Source organism: Patescibacteria group bacterium, assembly GCA_041650895.1.
Taxonomy (GTDB): domain Bacteria; phylum Patescibacteriota; class Patescibacteriia; order 2-01-FULL-39-33; family 2-01-FULL-39-33; genus CAISTG01.
In genome coordinates, this window is record JBAZKF010000001.1 from 562,321 (window position 1) to 578,124 (window position 15,804).

Here is a 15,804-nt window from a genome sequence, read left to right on the forward strand (position 1 = left end):
CTTTAATTATACTCCCAAAAAAATAATTACGCATTATCTCTGGCAATATTCTAATCTTAACGTCTTGACTACTACGATTTTTTATGATATGATCAATTATCAAAGTTCTTTGACAAAAGATAATATGCAGAATCATACGCATCGCCGAATAATCGGCAAAAGGAGAAAAATGCCATGTTTATTGAGTACTGCTTGGCTTATCTGGTCCCATTAATCGCCCTATCCAGCTATCTGCTTATCGGTTGTGCCAGCCACTTCAGCGTCTTCATGCCGGCGGGAACGGCGCTTAATGATAACTATCATTCATTGACGCGTTGGGAAAGGATTATTTACACTCTGGCTTGGCCAGTCTATTTTTCCATCGACCGTGTCGGCCAAAGATTATCATTTATGGCTCGAGCCGTCTCCTGCATCATTATTATGGTAATTATCCTTGATCTGACTCAGTGGAAGATAGCGTCCTTGGATCCAAGCCAAATCGAGCAGACTTCCTTAGCAACCGATCCGCAATTGAATGAAGTGCAAAAAATCATTAACGACCTGTCAATCATTTATACTGATTGGGATAAAATTGCCATGGCTTCCTTAGGAAAAAATCAGGAGGCCTCCGTGATCATGCCGGAACACATACTGGCTCCATCGGCCGAACAGATCGCCGCCACTGTCCATCATCCTCTGCAAGCGCGTACTATTGTTTTCTGCTACCAACTGCAAAACGGCTTGATAGCCGACAATTCACCGCCCAGTTTCAGCCAAATTCATTATTCCCGACGGCCGTTAGATGATTACGGTGCCGCAGTTGTTGCCGCTTATGTTCTAAAACACTGCGGTTATGAACCGTATATCCTATGCCTTAAAACCTCTTGGAAAACTTTCTTATTCCGACCGCTGAAAAGCTCCATCACTAAAGTCTACCTATACAAACAAGATGGAAAGTTCGGCTACATCTCCTTGCTGGGCATCAGCGAACCGAAGTTCTCCACCATTAAAGAACTGGCTCGCGAGTTGTCAAAAAAAATGCAGGTGAACTACACTCAATACTTTTTGTTTGATCTTAATGTCGCTTGTCCGGGATGGGAAAGACATAATCCGGGCATCCGAGGCTGTGAAATTTGGCGAAATTTGTAAACCTTAACCAAAAGGAGAAAAACTATGTCGGAAGATGCGCATCCAACCCCTGATCTGACCCCTTATGAACCGTTACCGGAACCACTAAAAAAAGCCGAGGAAGAGGAAAAAGAAATAATAGTGGTATTTGAATATACTGAAAAAGTTTCTCCCGCCGCTTATTGCGGGACGCGTTTTATGAGAAGTTTTAGCTCAGAAGGGCAATTGAAAGAATTTGAACGGACCATGGAGGCCGATGGTAATTCGCAAGAAAAAATCTACAAGGCGGGCGTGACGCAGCAAGAAGGCGAACGTTTGTGCGACGAGGCGTTAACGGACGATAAAATAATAGAGATTGCGTTAGCAAACTCTAATGGAAATCGGTTTATTTATGAAATGGAAGTGCAGAAAATGCTACTTGCGAAGACATTTCTTTAATAAATAACAGCACACAAAAGCCGCGAGCACTTGTTCGCGGCTTTTAAAATTGTTATTTTTTTATTCTAATTTGTTTTTGTATTTTGAATCAAAAAATGCGAGCATAACAAAATCTTGTGCGACTTTATGCGAGAACGACCAGAAAAGTTTTGCAAGCGGAGCGTCAGAAACTTTTCGGGAGCCTGCCTGCCGGCAGGCAGGTGGAGCATAAAGTTTAGCCATGATTTATGCTTCGCTCGCGACTCTTTGGTGATACTTTTCTCTAGAGAAAAGTATCGTGAAAATTGATTTGAATTTAATTCAGGGTTTCCGGATAATTTGCTTGCAGATTTTCAGAATGACAAAAACTATATCACCTCCACCTTAATTAAATTGCTCTGCCCCTTGTAACCGAAAGGATGGCCAGCCACCACTACTACTGTATCTCCGCGTTTAGCCAAACGTTTAGTGAGCAGCAACCTTTTAATATCGGCCAAGAGCTTATTAAAAGAATCAGTAAAGTGCGCTATCTGCGCATCTACGCCCCAACTCAGGGCTAATTGCCGTTGCGTCAATGCCGACGGCGTAACCGCTATAATCTGCACAGCCGGCCGAAAACGGCAGATATTACGCGCCGTAAAGCCGGAAGTAGTGGCGCAAACAATCAACCTGGCTGATGCGCTGTCCTCAGCCAAATCCTGAGCCATAAAAGAAATCACCTGGGTGATGGATTGATTATTCTTAAAATTGTTCTCCCGCGCTTCTTCGCGGACAATCTCTTCCTGCTCCATGTGATTGGCGATGCGCGTCATGTATTGCACAGCCTTAAGCGGATATTTGCCGGTAGCGCTTTCGCCTGAAAGCATGATGGCGTCGGTACCATCCAAAACGGCATTAGCTACATCGGACACTTCTGCGCGAGTGGGAATGGGATTCTTAATCATTGACTCCAACATTTGAGTGGCCACAATCACCGGCTTGCCGGCTTGCCGGCATTTTTCAATCATGGATTTTTGCAACATGGGCAAATCTTCGATCGGCGTTTCAATACCCAAATCGCCACGCGCCACCATAATACCATCAGCCGCTTCCAAAATCCGATCAAAGTTGTTAATAGCTTCGCGCCGTTCAATCTTGGCGATAATCCTGATATGCTCACCGGAAATCTTACCCCTCATTTCCGGTTTGTCCATTCTCTTGGCGTTGCCGATGTTCAACTTCAAATATTTATTCTCCAGAGCAAAAACCTTCTTACGTAGGTTAAAAATATCTTTCTCATCCTTAACGAAAGACAAAGCGATCCAATCCACCCCGCTTTTGACACCAAACTCCACATCAGCCACGTCCTTTTTGGTTACAGCCGGACAATTAATGGATGATTTGGGAAAATTCATGCCCTTATGCGTCTTGATAATGCCATTATTTAGAGCCAGACAGCGAATGGCTCGCTGATCAACTTCCTTAACCCTCAATTCAATCGTCGCATCATCAATCAAGACCGAATCGCCCTTTTTTAAGTCGCGATATAATCCAGGATATTGTATGGGAATAAGCAAATGAGCGGTTTTTTTGTCAATTGAGGAATATCTCTCCGGCACCAGATACAATTCCTGCCCCGCTTTTATTTCCACGCCACCGCCCACTTCGCCGATTCTGATGCGCGGTCCTTGCAAATCCTGCAAGATGGCAATATTAGTATTGATTGCTTTGGCCGCGGAACGCAAATTACGAATCAATTTGGCATGATGGCTATGAGTATTATGGGAAAAATTAAGCCGGGCCACATTCAGGCCGGACTTAATCATTTTTTTCATCATTATTTTGGTTTCCGAAGCTGGTCCGATAGTCGCAACAATCTTGGTTCGTTTCATAAGTTTAATGTTTTCTCCAGCCAAGCACCAAACTGTTTGGCCGGTCCGGCTAATAACGGCAATTGCCATTTCTCACCTTCGTAAGCTTTGATTATGGCAATAATCGCCACAATAGCAATGATTAAATTAATCAGCCAGCCCAAAACAGGAATAAAACCGACAAAAGAAATTACAAACAACAACACGCCCTGATTGGCATGGAAACGCACATAACTGTCGTTTTTTTTGACGGCTAAGGCCACCAAACTCAAAACCCAAAGGTAAGAAATAGCTCCCCAAATTTTTTGATCTGATGTTAATGTTTTATCCGACATAGATTTATTTTTAAATTAATAATTTATTTTTAAATTTTTAATCTTTTTGGTAAATTGTCCCATAATAATACCATCAGATAAACCAGCAAGCAACCGGCCAAAGCGGTCAAAACGCTTTCTGTCGCCAAATTAAAAACCTTCCAAATTCTAAAGCCGCCCGAAAAACGGGAAACAGCAATAATTAGCCCAATCACTAATCCGGCAATCGCTCCGGAAAGAGCGCCGATAGCGTTAATCTGGCCATAAGATTTGACTACTTGCCGACCGATCCAAATAAAAGCCGCTAAACGCACCAACCACATCAATAAATCAATCATACCGACAGACAGGTCCGGCCAAAGCCAAATCAATAACCAGCGCAAAAAAATTTCCGCCGCTCCGGCGATGATTACCGGGATCAATACGAACTGGAAATAAAAGACAAAATTAATCGACTCCCATTCTTTCTTTGCTTTGTTCATACAGGATTAATTATAACAAAATTTACCCAAAAGAAAAAATTATCCTGAATTTCTAAAAATTTGAATAAATAACAATAACAGCCAAAGAGGCGATTGACACAGACATCTGTATGTGCTATATTAATACGATAGCTAAAAACTACCGGGAAAAGGCTATTTGAACATTCCAAACAAACTGGCAAAATCAACCGTCAAAGGAGGAATTAGATGAAGTTAGCGCCCTGGCATTTGGATAGCCTGATTGAGCTTCTGCAAGGATTGAACCATAGTATGCAATATTTCCTGTTCTCTTACTTCTTTACTATGACCGGGGCGGCTCTGGTCGCTATATTGATTTGCCTGGGCGTCTGGCAGATGTATAAACATCAAAAGCGCTGGCGTCGGGGTTTGGGTTTGGCTGTAATCTTCGTGGGATTGGGCATTGCTGCTTCCAGCTATGTTGCTGCTAAAAACATCACCCAAGAACGACTCCGAGCGCTTGATTCGGCTAATTACGAAGTCAAAAAAACAGCGGTTAAAATGTTTATTATTGACAGATTGCCCTTGCCGATAGATCAGGCCTGGTGGTTATTCCATAATGCAGAATTTGAATTCGCTCTGCAATGCAAACAAACCTCCAAATCATTATGGGTGGCGGGCGATGACATCTTCAATATTCTGATTCGGGAGCGACTGGAAGAATTATGTTCCCGCATCGCTAAAGACCTAAAAGTTGACCCTGAATGGTTGATTGATCAACTGACTGACACCAAACACCAAGTGCTTCTGCCATCTGGCAGTCAGATCAGAATAATTGAAGTTAAATACGTCAATCAAGATGATGAGATATTCCCGCTAGAGCATCACTTACCAGAGCACTACCCGCCATTGGTCAATTTTGATACCCCCAAGTTGCTAACCCCCGACCCGGCAGTACAAAGCATTATCCCGTTTTCGATGATTGCGCCCGAATAACCGAACCTTAATCCGCTTGAAACACTCAAGTGGATTTTATTTTTAGATTATGGCGAGGCGCCTCGGGAAATGGCTTTAACAATATTTTTTGTCAATAATTAGAAAAATATTGTATAATACTAGTATAGTGATTACCGGGTTATTGCGATTTTTAATTATAAAACCGGTAATTTGTAATCTTTTACACGTATGGCTAACCTACAAAACGGCAATGAACTAATAAAAGTCGACGTCTTTAAGAAAATCGGCATAGAAGAGAATATGCATATCGGCGATTTAGGTTGCGGCAATCTGGCCTTTTATGCTTTAAGTTCAGCTAAGTTGGTAGGTAAAAACGGCCAAGTTTATGCGGTTGATATCCTCAAGTCCGCCTTAAACGCCGTGGACACCAGAATTAAACAAGAAGGATTAAAAAACATTAAAACCGTTTGGTCTAATCTGGAGCTGATCGGGGCAACCAATATTCCAACAGGCAGTCTAGATATCGCCTTCATCCATAATGTTTTATTCCAGGCTGGTAAACATGACAGTTTTCTCAAAGAAACCGCCCGCCTACTCAAAGCGGGAGGCAAACTGATGGTTATTGACTGGAAAAAAATCGCCTCGCCCTTCGGCCCGCCGGTCAAGGATCGCCCCGAACCGGAATTAATCAAGAATATGGCCGCCAAAGCGGGTTTAAAACTGCTTGAAGAATTTGAAGCCGGCCCCTACCATTTCGGACTGATCTTCACCCGCTAATCGACCTTTACATTTTTTTCGATTATCGCTAAGATACTACCAAACTATTAATAAATCCCTCTCTGCTGGCTGGCAAATCACCCTACTGACCAGTCTATCCAAAAACTAAGTCAAAGCGAAGAAGGAAGATTGAATTCAAACTATTATGTTTAACATCATTAAATTTTTCACCCCCAGCTATTTTTTAGAATTGCGCCCCTACACTTACCCCTCAACTATCAAAATCATGATCGTTATTGGTGTAATTCTACTTATTGTCGCTGTGGTATTTAAGGTTTATGCTATCAAAAAAAAGATGCCAGGCTACCAACTCAGACTGTTTAATCAGATCGCCGTTTGGTTTGCCACTTTCGGCGGTTTGGAGTTATTCTGGACTTGGTTGAAATACGAACGGGTATCTTACCTCTCTGCTCGCTTCTGGAGTGTTATCTTGCTTTTTATAGCTCTCTGGTGGGCTTACCGGATTTTCCTCTACTGGCAAAAGGTTGTACCGCAAGCGCAAAAGCAAGCTCAAACACATCAGCAATATTTGAAATATTTGCCCAAGAAAAAATAATCCTATTAAACCTGATCCGGCCAAATCAAATTAATGAATTTTAACGGGATAAACTATGTCTGATTACCGAGTGCGTCTGGGCAAATACGGCGAGAACCTGGCGGCGCAATTTCTAATCCAGCGCGGTTACCAAGTAATTGAAAAAAATTATTATACCCAATTTGGAGAAATAGATCTCATCGTCCAGCTCGACGATGAGATTTTATTTGTGGAGGTAAAAACCCGTACAACCGACAGAACCGGCTGGCCCGAAACAGCGGTTGATTACCATAAATTACGCCATCTGCAAAAAGCCGCCAGAATATTTCTTAATAACCGTAACTGGAACTGCTTTTGGCATCTAGACATAATCAGCGTGGAACTCAACCGAAGCGCCGGCATAGCCAAAATAAAATGGTTCAATAATATTTCTCTCTCTTGACAATTATCTATATTTGCTTTATAATAACCAAAAATACAGCACTTTAAATTAAGGCAAAATCACCGTGCTAAAAGCGCAATAAAAAAGGAGGGTAAAATAATGTTGTGGTGGAAAAAAGATGGTGATAAAAAAAAGGATATCAAAGCTAACCCCAGCACATCAATCCATCCGGCTGACCGGCAAAGAAATCGTCCGCCAAAACCAATTGAAGCAGAAAAAGAAAAAAAACCACCTAAACCAGCCAAACCAGCAGTCGAGCCAGTCAAGTCAAAAACAATAGAAGAAATAGTCAAGGAAAAACTGACGGCTAAGGATTTGGAAAAATTCTCTCAACTGGGTGTACCCTTCTTTGAACTTGTACTCTTTTACAGAACGATGAATCAGGTGCCAAAACCGGAAAATCTGGAAACCGACGCTAGGGTACTGACTGAATCCTGCCACGATCAGGGCTATGAATTTGAAGATATCACGCCACGAGAGCTCCTGGGAATATTTGTAGACTGGTTTAGACATAATCGAACTCAAGCGCAAATCGGTAAGCCGTTAGCTTCATTGCCCTTTATCGTAGCTATGCGCCATGCTGACAGAGCCGTGAGGCGAGAATTGGGCCTACCGCCTGATATCTTCCCTAAAAATCAACCGGATTTCGGTCGTCGTTTGCAGGAAAAGCTGAATATCATAGAAGTAATGGCTAAATACAACAAAGCCAAAGAACTGGGACTAACCTTGGAACAATTACTGACTCGAGAAGCCGCACGGCCGGATGCTGACAAGGATGGTTTGAAAAAAATCTACGCTTTAGCCCAAGAACTGGCTAAGACGGGATTGCTAAAATCCGATAAGTAACAGTAAAATGTCAGAACATTTAATCGCCGCAGAAATACTACTGCGGCGTTTTATTTTATCCGGCTCTTGACAAATAAAACCGGCCATGCTATACTACTTACAGATGATTGATGACAGCCCTAGCCGGCTGTCATTTTTTACAAGCTGAGCAGTTTAGTTTCATAACCTGCCGGCTACTATAGCTAATAAAATAACTTATGTCACAATCACCAATTCAGGCAGCCATACAACAAATCTGCCAAGAAAAAAACTTGGACGAAGCGGTCGTGCTTCGCGCCATTGAAGCGGCTCTTGCCGCCGCCTATCGTAAGGATTTCGGCAACAAATTGCAGAATATTATCACCGAATTCGATCCCAAAACGGGCGAAGTCAAGGCTTTTGACGTTAAAACCGTAGTAGAAGACGAACCGGAAGAAGGTGCGGAAGGAGAGATAACTGAAACAGAAGATACAGATACTAAAGAAGCTAAAGCGGAGAAAAAGAAAAAAACCAAAGAAGAAGCCGGAGCGTCGTTTGCCGCCGCTTTTGCCGCCGCCTTAAAAGAAAAACAAGAACGCGAAGAACAAGAAACCGCTATTCCAGAGAAAGAGCAAAAAGAAAAAGCGGTGATGAAATCATTTTTGGCTGAAGAAGTGGAGTTAACCGATGAAGAAAAGGAAAAAAAGTTCAACCCCAAAACAGAAATTCAACTTAAAGATGCCTTACTAGAAAAACCTGACGCCAAACTCGGCGAAGAAATTGTCACGCCCCTGGAAGTACCCGGGGAATTCGGCCGTATGGCTGCCCAGACAGCTAAGCAGGTCATTATCCAAAAATTACGCGAGGAAGAACGCCTAAAAGTCTTTGAAGAGTTTAAGAACTTGGAACATACTATTATTACCGGCACCATTCAGCGCCGCGAAGGCCAGAATGTTTTTGTGGATTTAGGTCATACTGCCGCCATTATGCCGCCGGAAGAACAGGTTGAACGCGAACGCTATAATATCGGCAATCGCCTGAAATTTTATTTAAAGACAGTTGACCAAGGATTAAGAGGATCAATGATGATTGTCTCCCGCGCCGACGTGGCTGTAGTCAAAGGAATTTTTGAAGAGGAAATACCGGAAATCGCTACCGGCGCAGTAGAAATAAAATCCCTAGCCCGCGAAGCCGGCAGTCGCACTAAGGTGGCTATTGCTTCCACTGAAGAGAATATTGACCCGATTGGCGCTTGCGTCGGACAACGCGGATCCAGAATTCAGACGATTATTAGCGAACTGTCCGGTGAGAAAGTTGATATTATCCTGTACGACGCTGATCCGGCTAAATTTATCACCAACTCCTTATCACCGGCTAAAGTCAATGATGTTACCGTAGATGAAGCCAGTCGCGTAGCCAAAGTCAAAGTCAGAGAAGACCAATTATCTCTGGCCATAGGCCGTGGCGGCCAGAACGTCCGCTTAGCTTCAAAATTAACCGGCTGGAAGATAGATATCATCTCTGACGGCGGAGAAAAATATGACCCGGAAAAAGCAGTTGAAACAGTTGATGGCGTAGCAACCAATGAGGCAACAGTAGAAACTCCGAAAGAAGAGACTGTTGCTGTGACAGAAGAAAAAACTGCAAAAGAAGAAGCTCCGACTGAAAAGAAAAAGAAAACCAGAAAAAAGAAAGATACTGAAGACGATAAAAGAGAAGATACGGCGGAGATAAAACCGGAGGAGACGCCGTTATTAGAGGAAGCGCCTGTAACTGAGGAACTGACTGAAGTCCAACCAAATGAAGAAATTAGCGAAGAAGCAAGCACGACTGAAGAAAATACAGCAGAATAAATATAAAACCGACCCAGATATACAACTTGGTCGGTTTTATATTTAATGGCTTATTGACAAAACTAATTACTTTTGTTAGACTTAATTATTCAGTTGATTACGATAGAACCTTAACAAACTAGGAGGGGAAATAAAATGCCAGTCCCTTATATTAGCATTACCGATTTTACCGACTGTCGGCAAACCAAGGCCATGCTAACAGCAATGAGTCAGGTTTACGCAGAAAAACCACTGTCGCATCGCTTGGGCATAGGGGTTATGATGAGTCATAAAACCCTACGCGATCTGCCGACTCGCTATGGCAAAGTCTTTCCGACCAAGGATAAGATTACCGACATTTTTATGTCTCATCCCTTAGCTCTCAACACCTTGCACTTCGCCGATTACGAATCTCACTCTTGGCATAAGACAGCCATGGATTTTGAGGAAACCGTATTTTGGGGCGAACCGCATATGCAAGCTTTGCAACTTGACATGATTTGGCCTGACCATGAAGTGGTTAGAGATTTTAAAAGAATTTATCCTCACATAAGCGTTATCTTGCAAATTAACACCCGCGCTTTTGAGGAAGTAGAGGAACAGCCCGAAAAATTACTGAAAAAATTAAAATTATACGGCTCAGCTCTTGACTACGTCTTATTAGACAAAAGTATGGGCCAAGGAAAACCGCTCTCTCTACCATTCCTGCAACCATTTTTAGATAAGTTATCCGAGCAACGCCCGGATCTGGGGTTAGTGGTGGCCGGCGGTTTGGGACCGGAAACAATAGAGACAATCATCCCCTTGATAAAAAAATATCCTCAATTAAGCATTGACGCTCAGGGACGATTACGCCCCTCTGGCAGTATAATGGACCCGATTGATTGGCAAATGGCCCAAAAATATCTGGAAAGAGCCATACGTCTATTTCAACTGTTTCAACTAACAAGCACTTAAGCAACCAGGCCTGTCGAAAAACTTCGACAGGCCTTTAAAATTTATTATTTATATTTCAATTTATACCCCAGCCAACCGATTACAGTCGCTAAAAAAACTATCGCGGCAATAGCATAACTCAAAGGTGAACCGACAAACGACGACTGACCTCCGACTTCATAAGCGCTCTCAACTTGGCCACTAACCACGGTAATGTCTTTAACGGTGCGTGGCAATAGTCGAACGCCGGAAGCCGTCAAAGAGGCAATGCCGACAACCGCAACTTGATTACCCGTATGCCAATTGATCTCTTTAGTGTCAATTTGGGTTTTAAGATAAACTTTCGCTTCGCCGCTGCCATCATCAATATAAGCGTTGCGGCCCTTTATTTCTAACAAGTCCCCGGATACCCTTACTAATGATCCAATATTATCTTCTAACTCAACTATGCTGATTCCATGCGGTTCGGGCTCAGCCTCGCTAGATAGATACTTAATGTCATCGCGTGTTTTTATTTTTATCCTTCTTTCACCGGACACTTCCGATATTTCTCCGGTAACTTCCACCTGATCGCCGATTTTCAACTCAGGAAAATCTTTTTTATTGCAATACACTTGTATGCCGGAACCGGCCAAATAAAATATCTGCGTGCCCAAGACACCCGGTTCCACCGACACAACCCCGATCACCCTAACCTTGTCACCGACAGCCAGATCCCTTAACTCTTCCAAAGTAACCGCATGAATTACACCGGAACTATTAGTGGCCTTTTTAACTGCCGCCGCTTTAATCGTATTTAAAACTTCAACTGTCTGCTCTTGGCTTAAACCGCTATCAGGAAAAATATTCTCCGCTCCCGGCGTCGGTTGAGCGGTCCAAAGCCATTCGCCCTTATCGGTTCTGGCATAAGCTAAACCCTCGCTTTGCTTAGCAGTATAACTTACTCTATCTAACAATTCCCCCAATGGTGAAAATAAGTTGGCTGTTTCAAAACCCGTATCATTCAAAGCGATGGACGTAGATGCGCGCTTAATGGCAATAAATCCTTGAGGCAGAATCAGTAAGGCGGGAGGAGCGGCACGCAAATAATGTTTCTTATTGGTGTTATCAGTCAAGTAAAAACCGTTCAGGTCAACCGTAGTGGTGGAAATATTTTTTAATTCAATAAATTCATCATTGGCTCCCGTGGACGGATGAGGAAACAATTCATTAATAATCACCTTGCCGTAATAGCTTTCTAAGGCAATTCCGGCGGTTGAGGTAGCCGAGCTGGTGGCCGCAGTATCATTCGACTGATAACTAATGTCAGATGATCCGCCACCGGATGAAGTGTTGGTGATCGGCTTGGGTGTTATAATATTTGCCACTCCCTTAGTCGGTGTAATAGTTTCTTCAAAAACACCATTGCCATTGCGCGCCCAGGCCTCGCCTTTCTTATTGGAATAATCACCGTAGACCGTCTGATCTAAAATCTGACCGGCCAAATGCAACGCAATCGTATCACCATCGTTATTCAAATTACCGGCAACATCATCAATCACTAAATATTGTCCGGGAGAAATACTGCCGCTTAAAGTGGTAGTAACAAATTTTCCGCCATCAATGTTAAGTAATATTAAGCCGGATAAATCCCAAGTAGAAGTAGTGGGATTGAATAATTCTATCCATTCCTCCTCGCCCGTATTAGGAGCGGGATAAACCTCATTAATGACAAGATCGCCGATTTGCGGCCCTAGCGCGGGGGTAGTAGTTGGCGTAGAAGTGGGTGTAGAAGTGCTGACAGAGTCAGTAATGGATAAATTTAAAACCGCAGGGGAAGAAGTGGTGCCCTCACTATCCACCACATAATAATTGACTGCGTAAGTACCGGACGCTGAAAAACTTTGACTGACATTAACACCATGTTTGATTAATTGCTGGCCAAAATCCCACAGCCAATCAACCAGGGCGTCGCCATCCGGATCAGATGAACCGTCATCGGAAAATTCTATTTCCTCTCCTGTCTCAGCTATAATTTTGGTGGAAGTGGCCAGGGCTGTCGGCGGATTATTGCCGGCTGTTTCAGTAACAACTATCTCATCTAAACCAACACCTTTATTGCCGGTGGCTCCGGGCGTACTAAACATCAATTTAATTTGAGAACCGCAGTAGGGGCTCAAATCAATAGTCGGCTGTACCGCTAAGGCGTTAGTCGCCGGTTCATTCAAGCTGGTTTCCTGCCAGGAACCGGAACTAAAAACAGAAATAGCAATAACAGCACTGCTGGAGACCACACCGCCGTAAGTCCGCGCTTGATAAACCAATTGCGCCGCCTGACAACCGTTTAAATCAATTAACGGAGAAGACAAGGTTGACGACGCTTGTTTTAAAATTAAATATTCCGCAGAACTCTGTTCGACTCCCGTATAAATCCAATCGCTGTTTGAAGCTATCACGCCATTGTTCTGGATGACGATCTGACTATTAGCCGCCCAAGACGCGGCACCGAAAGAAAGAATAAAAAATCCGGCGCTTACGACTATCGCCAAGATTAAAAAAGACGCGGCAAATAAACCCCTCCTCATTTTTCTAAAAATTAATTTTAATATTTTATATTATAACACGGTTATTGACTGGCCGACAATAATCAACTATACTTAATAGGTAGAAAATATGCCCAAAATTTCCATCATCATCCCAGCATTAAACGAAGAAAAAACTCTGCCCGATTTATTGGAGTCAATCAAGGATCAGGAGTTTACTGATTATGAAATCATTATCTCCGACGCCGGCTCAACCGATAAAACAATAGAAATCGCCCAAGACTACGGCTGTCGCATCGTCAAGGGTGGTATGCCGGCGGCTGGACGCAACCATGGCGCTGCAATCGCCGCCGGAGAATGGCTGCTGTTTTTGGACGCTGATGTTTTTTTGTCCGGAAAATTCCTAAAATTCCTGATTGAGGAAGCGGAAGAAAAAAAAGTTGATGTTGCTTCCTGTGCTGTCATTCCCTTGAGCGACAAAGTTATTGACGCTATTCTGCATGACATGGCTAACGCTTATATTCAGTTAACCCGGTATTTTTATCCTCATGCACCGGGGTTCTGCATCTTGATTAAGAAGGCGTTGCATGACCGTGTCGGCGGTTTTGACGAATCACTCAAATTAGCGGAGGATCATGAATACATCAAGCGCGTCAAAAAGCACGGCGTCTACAAGATACTCAAACGTCCCAAAATTTATGTCTCGGTCCGTCGATTGGAGACAGACGGCAGATTCAATGTCGCGGCCAAGTATGTAGCCTGCGAAGTCTACCGAGCGCTGCTGGGAGAAATCAGGACTGATATCTTCAAATATAAATTCGGCCACCACTATGCGCAACTGCCCAAGGGTAAAAAAATAAGGGAAAAAATTCTGGAATTCATCAATAAGCTGTAACCAAAATCCCCGCCAAACAGCGGGGATTTTTAATTCTTGCGGCTATGGAGCAAGTAAAAAAACAGAGCAAAAGACCCGTCTCGTAACTCAAATTATTTTTAATTTCATCCAGGCCGGACAATGCTTTGATTTCATAAAAATTACTTAAGGTAAAACATATAGACAACTAAAGTATCCAAAAGCGCTCCGGCAATCCCCATTAATAGAAGAATAAAAAATGCCCATCTTGGAATACGCTTGCCGAATAAACCAAACAAAGCAAGGATGAGGATGTAAATAAATCCTATCGCCCCAAAAATGTCAAAAAAATGCGGTTCTAATAAAAACATATTGGTGGACCCGAGCGGAGTCGAACCGCTGACCTCCGCATTGCAAATGCGGCATTCTAACCAACTGAACTACGGGCCCCTATACTATTTTAAACCTTTAACCACCGGCGAAAAAAACCAAGTGAGTAAACTGTAAATCAAATCCGTAGCGATTAAGGCGCCGACAAAAATCACCAGCACGCCGATAACCTTGTAAGCTAGCTCGTCTTCATGAATGCCAAAAATCTTTTCCGCCCACATTTGATGGCCCATGAAATCATAAAAAAATCTTGGCTTCCAAACCATGAAAAATCCTACGGCAATGACGATTAAACCGATTAAAATTCTAACCAGCATAAAAATTTGATTAATTTGGACGGACGATCTATTGACTCCAATAAACAACTGAATTTATTCAATGCACGCCAAGGGACTCGAACCCCTAACCCTCTCGACGTAAACGAGATGCTCTAACCAATTGAGCTAGGCGTGCTGATTTTAATTAACGGCGATCAATTATTCTCAATTAATTCTTTTACGGCCACTAGCGCCGACGGCAAGTCCGTAACGCCGGCATCATCGCTAAAATGCCCCTTTTCATGTTCCACGATCGTTTTGGCGTTTAAATTTTTCTCAAACAATTCCTTATCCCCTAAATCAACATCAGGATCATTATCGGAAAAAATAGCGATGATCTTTCCTGCCCGCTGTTTGATTCTATCAAAATCCATCAAAGTTTCCAGCCAAGGATGCGCAATCTCTTTTTCTTCATCAGTGCTAAGGTAGGGCAATCTGAACCAGCCAGCCACACAGACGATGCCGCCGATCGGCTTTGGCAATTGCTCAACGTAACGCAATATTGCCTGACAACCAATACTATGTCCGACAAAATACGTATCTTTATCCGGGTCAACGACAGCGTCAGCAAGCTGATTAACCCAATCGGCTATCGTAGGATTCTCGGGATGAGGCATGGATAGACTCTGAACAATAATCCCTTCTTCTTCCAGTTTGCTTTTTAGCCAGGGAAGCCAGCAATCTTGCGGTGAACCATCCCAACCATGGACGATAAAGACTTTAGGAGCCATAAATTTATTAATTAATGCGGACGAGAGGACTTGAACCTCCAAGGCCTTGCGACCACAGCCACCTCAAGGCTGCGCGTATACCAAATTCCGCCACGTCCGCACAAAAGCCCGATTGCTCGGGCTTAATGGTTTATTTGACCTGCTTTTCTGATAATTTCTTCTTATAACCTTTGATATAAGACAGCTTGGCGCGACGCACCTCGGCGATCTTAGTCGCCTCAATCTTAGAAATAGCCGGCGACCAGATAGGAAAAATTCTTTCCACGCCAATACCGCCAGAAGCGATTTTACGCACTGTAATAGTGGCACTTTTACCCTTGCCGCCGTGGCGACCCAAAATAATGCCTTCAAAAATCTGGATGCGTTGTTTTTCTTCGCCCTTAGTATTTTTCTCTTTGATGATCTGATGGACTTTGACGGTTACGCCCGCCTTAAGAAGCGGTAAAACCTTCTCATGCCAATCCTGCTTAACATTTAATTTTGCCATAGTTTTAAATATATGCTTGATAATTTACTCTAAAATCATAACTCATTTTCCATAAAAAGTCAAGATAACCGATAAAAACAAACAAAAAGACTC

18 protein-coding genes and 3 tRNA genes are annotated in these 15,804 nt (G+C 43.1%); 10 read left to right on the top strand and 11 right to left on the bottom strand.

The features are described from left to right. The first annotated feature begins 174 nt into the window (after positions 1–174). The gene (locus tag WC473_02760) at positions 175–1,128 is read left to right on the top strand and encodes a hypothetical protein (protein MFA5124722.1); all 954 of its coding nucleotides are present in this window, start codon (positions 175–177) and stop codon (positions 1,126–1,128) included. Positions 1,129–1,152: 24 nt separating this feature from the next. Beyond that, positions 1,153–1,545 carry a hypothetical protein gene (locus WC473_02765; protein MFA5124723.1) on the top strand — a complete coding sequence of 131 codons (393 nt, stop codon included), beginning with the start codon at positions 1,153–1,155 and terminating at the stop codon, positions 1,543–1,545. Between the two features lie 60 nt (positions 1,546–1,605). On the opposite strand, the gene WC473_02770 is transcribed toward WC473_02765, so the two are convergent. From WC473_02770 to WC473_02785, 4 genes are all read right to left on the bottom strand, one after another. Then, positions 1,606–1,767: a hypothetical protein gene (locus tag WC473_02770; GenBank protein ID MFA5124724.1), complete on the bottom strand. Its 162-nt coding sequence runs from the start codon at positions 1,765–1,767 to the stop codon at positions 1,606–1,608. Between the two features lie 125 nt (positions 1,768–1,892). Then, positions 1,893–3,395 (bottom strand): pyruvate kinase, encoded by a 1,503-nt coding sequence (gene pyk / locus WC473_02775; GenBank protein ID MFA5124725.1) that lies wholly within the window; start codon positions 3,393–3,395, stop codon positions 1,893–1,895. Next, the gene (locus WC473_02780) at positions 3,392–3,709 is read right to left on the bottom strand and encodes a hypothetical protein (GenBank protein ID MFA5124726.1); all 318 of its coding nucleotides are present in this window, start codon (positions 3,707–3,709) and stop codon (positions 3,392–3,394) included. The genes pyk and WC473_02780 overlap by 4 nt, the downstream gene beginning before the upstream one ends. A 29-nt stretch (positions 3,710–3,738) precedes the next feature. Continuing rightward, positions 3,739–4,170 (bottom strand): hypothetical protein, encoded by a 432-nt coding sequence (locus WC473_02785; GenBank protein ID MFA5124727.1) that lies wholly within the window; start codon positions 4,168–4,170, stop codon positions 3,739–3,741. A 207-nt stretch (positions 4,171–4,377) separates the two neighbouring features. Between WC473_02785 and WC473_02790 the strand changes: the two genes are divergently transcribed. From WC473_02790 to WC473_02820, 7 genes are all read left to right on the top strand, one after another. Next, a complete protein-coding gene (locus tag WC473_02790; protein MFA5124728.1) occupies positions 4,378–5,124 on the top strand; it encodes a hypothetical protein in 747 nt (248 codons plus the stop codon). A 189-nt stretch (positions 5,125–5,313) separates the two neighbouring features. Beyond that, a complete protein-coding gene (locus tag WC473_02795; protein ID MFA5124729.1) occupies positions 5,314–5,862 on the top strand; it encodes a methyltransferase domain-containing protein in 549 nt (182 codons plus the stop codon). A gap of 145 nt (positions 5,863–6,007) precedes the next feature. Continuing rightward, positions 6,008–6,418 (top strand): hypothetical protein, encoded by a 411-nt coding sequence (locus WC473_02800; protein ID MFA5124730.1) that lies wholly within the window; start codon positions 6,008–6,010, stop codon positions 6,416–6,418. A gap of 55 nt (positions 6,419–6,473) precedes the next feature. Beyond that, positions 6,474–6,839, top strand: a complete 366-nt coding sequence (locus tag WC473_02805) for a YraN family protein (GenBank protein MFA5124731.1) — start codon at positions 6,474–6,476, stop codon at positions 6,837–6,839. A 99-nt stretch (positions 6,840–6,938) separates the two neighbouring features. Next, positions 6,939–7,685 carry a hypothetical protein gene (locus WC473_02810; GenBank protein MFA5124732.1) on the top strand — a complete coding sequence of 249 codons (747 nt, stop codon included), beginning with the start codon at positions 6,939–6,941 and terminating at the stop codon, positions 7,683–7,685. Between the two features lie 197 nt (positions 7,686–7,882). Continuing rightward, on the top strand, positions 7,883–9,496 hold the full coding sequence (gene nusA / locus WC473_02815) for a transcription termination factor NusA (GenBank protein ID MFA5124733.1): 1,614 nt from the start codon (positions 7,883–7,885) through the stop codon (positions 9,494–9,496). A 135-nt stretch (positions 9,497–9,631) separates the two neighbouring features. Next, positions 9,632–10,432, top strand: a complete 801-nt coding sequence (locus WC473_02820; protein ID MFA5124734.1) for a hypothetical protein — start codon at positions 9,632–9,634, stop codon at positions 10,430–10,432. 44 nt (positions 10,433–10,476) lie between these two features. Here WC473_02820 and WC473_02825 read toward each other — a convergent pair whose 3' ends face one another. Continuing rightward, the gene (locus tag WC473_02825; protein ID MFA5124735.1) at positions 10,477–12,975 is read right to left on the bottom strand and encodes a lamin tail domain-containing protein; all 2,499 of its coding nucleotides are present in this window, start codon (positions 12,973–12,975) and stop codon (positions 10,477–10,479) included. Positions 12,976–13,063: 88 nt separating this feature from the next. Here WC473_02825 and WC473_02830 point away from each other — a divergent pair, with 88 nt between their 5' ends. Beyond that, positions 13,064–13,828, top strand: coding sequence for a glycosyltransferase (locus tag WC473_02830; protein ID MFA5124736.1), 765 nt, complete (start codon positions 13,064–13,066; stop codon positions 13,826–13,828). A gap of 331 nt (positions 13,829–14,159) precedes the next feature. On the opposite strand, the gene WC473_02835 is transcribed toward WC473_02830, so the two are convergent. The 6 genes from WC473_02835 to WC473_02860 form a co-directional block, all read right to left on the bottom strand. Continuing rightward, positions 14,160–14,236, bottom strand: a tRNA-Ala gene (locus tag WC473_02835). A gap of 5 nt (positions 14,237–14,241) precedes the next feature. Beyond that, positions 14,242–14,493 carry a hypothetical protein gene (locus tag WC473_02840; protein MFA5124737.1) on the bottom strand — a complete coding sequence of 84 codons (252 nt, stop codon included), beginning with the start codon at positions 14,491–14,493 and terminating at the stop codon, positions 14,242–14,244. Positions 14,494–14,555: 62 nt separating this feature from the next. Beyond that, positions 14,556–14,629 (bottom strand) — tRNA-Val (locus WC473_02845). Between the two features lie 19 nt (positions 14,630–14,648). Then, positions 14,649–15,224 (bottom strand): alpha/beta fold hydrolase, encoded by a 576-nt coding sequence (locus WC473_02850; protein MFA5124738.1) that lies wholly within the window; start codon positions 15,222–15,224, stop codon positions 14,649–14,651. Between the two features lie 15 nt (positions 15,225–15,239). Further along, a tRNA-Leu gene (locus tag WC473_02855) sits at positions 15,240–15,324 on the bottom strand. Positions 15,325–15,354: 30 nt separating this feature from the next. Beyond that, entirely contained in the window at positions 15,355–15,711 is a 357-nt protein-coding gene (locus WC473_02860) for a 50S ribosomal protein L19 (protein MFA5124739.1), read from the bottom strand. Positions 15,712–15,804 lie beyond the last annotated feature (93 nt).

Bases quoted from the DNA above. Each gene is read 5' to 3' on its own strand.
- WC473_02850 (MFA5124738.1), bottom strand. From the start codon at position 15,224: ATGGCTCCTAAAGTCTTTATCGTCCATGGTTGGGATGGTTCACCGCAA.
- WC473_02790 (MFA5124728.1), top strand. From the start codon at position 4,378: ATGAAGTTAGCGCCCTGGCATTTGGATAGCCTGATTGAGCTTCTGCAA.
- WC473_02840 (MFA5124737.1), bottom strand. From the start codon at position 14,493: ATGCTGGTTAGAATTTTAATCGGTTTAATCGTCATTGCCGTAGGATTT.
- WC473_02780 (MFA5124726.1), bottom strand. From the start codon at position 3,709: ATGTCGGATAAAACATTAACATCAGATCAAAAAATTTGGGGAGCTATT.
- nusA (MFA5124733.1), top strand. From the start codon at position 7,883: ATGTCACAATCACCAATTCAGGCAGCCATACAACAAATCTGCCAAGAA.
- WC473_02795 (MFA5124729.1), top strand. From the start codon at position 5,314: ATGGCTAACCTACAAAACGGCAATGAACTAATAAAAGTCGACGTCTTT.
- WC473_02825 (MFA5124735.1), bottom strand. From the start codon at position 12,975: ATGAGGAGGGGTTTATTTGCCGCGTCTTTTTTAATCTTGGCGATAGTC.
- WC473_02830 (MFA5124736.1), top strand. From the start codon at position 13,064: ATGCCCAAAATTTCCATCATCATCCCAGCATTAAACGAAGAAAAAACT.
- WC473_02760 (MFA5124722.1), top strand. From the start codon at position 175: ATGTTTATTGAGTACTGCTTGGCTTATCTGGTCCCATTAATCGCCCTA.
- WC473_02785 (MFA5124727.1), bottom strand. From the start codon at position 4,170: ATGAACAAAGCAAAGAAAGAATGGGAGTCGATTAATTTTGTCTTTTAT.
- WC473_02810 (MFA5124732.1), top strand. From the start codon at position 6,939: ATGTTGTGGTGGAAAAAAGATGGTGATAAAAAAAAGGATATCAAAGCT.
- WC473_02765 (MFA5124723.1), top strand. From the start codon at position 1,153: ATGTCGGAAGATGCGCATCCAACCCCTGATCTGACCCCTTATGAACCG.
- WC473_02800 (MFA5124730.1), top strand. From the start codon at position 6,008: ATGTTTAACATCATTAAATTTTTCACCCCCAGCTATTTTTTAGAATTG.
- WC473_02820 (MFA5124734.1), top strand. From the start codon at position 9,632: ATGCCAGTCCCTTATATTAGCATTACCGATTTTACCGACTGTCGGCAA.
- WC473_02805 (MFA5124731.1), top strand. From the start codon at position 6,474: ATGTCTGATTACCGAGTGCGTCTGGGCAAATACGGCGAGAACCTGGCG.
- pyk (MFA5124725.1), bottom strand. From the start codon at position 3,395: ATGAAACGAACCAAGATTGTTGCGACTATCGGACCAGCTTCGGAAACC.
- WC473_02770 (MFA5124724.1), bottom strand. From the start codon at position 1,767: ATGGCTAAACTTTATGCTCCACCTGCCTGCCGGCAGGCAGGCTCCCGA.
- WC473_02860 (MFA5124739.1), bottom strand. From the start codon at position 15,711: ATGGCAAAATTAAATGTTAAGCAGGATTGGCATGAGAAGGTTTTACCG.